This is a genomic window from Thiolapillus sp., from assembly GCF_048562965.1.
Classification (GTDB): domain Bacteria; phylum Pseudomonadota; class Gammaproteobacteria; order Chromatiales; family Chromatiaceae; genus Thiolapillus; species Thiolapillus brandeum_A.
The window spans coordinates 1-1622 of record NZ_JBHNMF010000684.1 but is presented as its reverse complement, the minus strand read 5'-3'; the positions used below and the strand labels follow the sequence as shown (position 1 = coordinate 1622).

General features: G+C 47.8%; 2 protein-coding genes and 1 pseudogene. All 3 read left to right on the top strand.

Going from position 1 to position 1622, the window contains the following annotated elements; translation table 11 throughout:
* A pseudogene (locus tag ACOCD2_RS19135) lies at window positions 1-693 on the top strand (BREX-1 system phosphatase PglZ type B); the annotation flags it as partial.
* A gap of 2 nt (window positions 694-695) precedes the next feature.
* Window positions 696-1565 carry a BREX system Lon protease-like protein BrxL gene (locus ACOCD2_RS19130; RefSeq protein ID WP_419583540.1) on the top strand — a complete coding sequence of 290 codons (870 nt, stop codon included), beginning with the start codon at window positions 696-698 and terminating at the stop codon, window positions 1563-1565.
* The coding region (locus ACOCD2_RS19125; RefSeq protein ID WP_305803371.1) for a hypothetical protein at window positions 1523-1622 on the top strand (100 nt) is incomplete at its 3' end. The genes ACOCD2_RS19130 and ACOCD2_RS19125, both read left to right, overlap by 43 nt.

Below are 1622 nucleotides of genomic sequence, written 5' to 3'. Positions count from 1 at the left end.
TGGACGGAAATCGGTGATATTGACCATGAAGGCCATGATCGCGGCTGGAAGCTGGGAAAATATGTCGATGGGATATTAGTCGAAATAAAAGACAGAATAGATGCTTTGCTTCATGCAGGATGGAAGCAGGTTCGTATAGTGACGGATCATGGATGGTTGCTGATGCCAGGGGGATTACCCAGCATCGAGTTACCCAAGGCTTTGACGGATAACAAGTGGAAACGTTGCGCCGCTCTCAAACCCGGCGATCATGCCGATGGGAATTTGTTTCCATGGTATTGGAACCCTCATCAGTATTTTGTGCTAGCCAGTGGCGTCTCTTGTTTCAGTAAAGGGCAGGAATACACGCATGGAGGGCTGTCTCTGCAGGAATGCTGTACGTTGGAATTGGTAGTAAGTCGTGCGGGACCAGGAAACGTACGCAATCTCAGTATTACTGATATTGCGTGGCGAGGTTTGAGGTGTGTAGTGACGGTTAATGGTGATATAGATAAAGTGCGGATTGATATTCGTACGCACGCTGGCAATGCAGACAGCTCCGTTATATTGAGCATCAAGCCCTTTAAGAAAAATGGTACTGCATCCGTGGTAGTTGAGGATGAGGAACTGGACGGAACACATGCGTTCATTGTGTTACTCGATGAGAATGGTAATCCATTGTCTGAGGCCGCGACAGTGATTGGAGGGGAATAGTCGTGATTGAATTGGATGAGATAGATCAGAAAGCTGTGAGTGGCCTGAATGGGTTTTTGGTTCGTAAGGACTTGGTTAGGACGTTTAGTCGACAGTTTCCAGTTCCAACTTATGTTGTGGAGTTTTTGCTTGGGCGCTATTGCGCCAGTACAGATCAAGAAGAGATAGAAGAGGGCCTGGAAATCGTACAGCGTCAGCTCAAATCCCGCACCGTAAAAGCAGGAGAAGAAGAGCTATTCAAAGCACGGGCCAAAGAGCGGGGTACAGTTAAGATTATTGATCTGATCACCGCTCGCCTGGATGCCAGGAGAGATTCTTATGTGGCGACATTACCAAGTCTTGGTTTGAAAGATGTCCGTATTAATTCTGAATTGGTTACTAAGCATGAACGTATGCTGACGGGTGGCTTCTATGCTGAAATTTCGTTGAGTTATGATGCTGCAATAGCCCAAGAGAGTAGCGGTCGACCTTTCGGTGTGGAATCGTTGCGTGAAATTCAGTTATCTAAACGTGATGTATTGGATGATCTGGCTAGTGCTCGAAAGAATTTTACACGAGAGGAATGGACGGAGTTCTTGTTACGCTCAATTGGTATTGAGGCGAAGGATCTCGATGAGCGGCAAAAAAATGCATTATTGCTGCGCATGGTTCCTTTTGTTGAGCGCAATTTCAATATGGTAGAACTGGGCCCGAGAGGCACGGGTAAGAGCCACCTTTTCCAGCAAGTGTCACCTTATGCGCACCTTATCTCTGGCGGCAAGGCCACTGTTGCCCGCATGTTTGTTCACATGGGGACGGGACAGCGTGGTTTGGTCTGGTCAGCGATTTTTTGTCAGAGTGCTGGAGCCAGCTTCGTAAGCAGACGCGCATAAATCAGCTGCAAAATCGGGTGTACTTCGGTGGTGCCTTGTCAGGGCGGGATACTAACG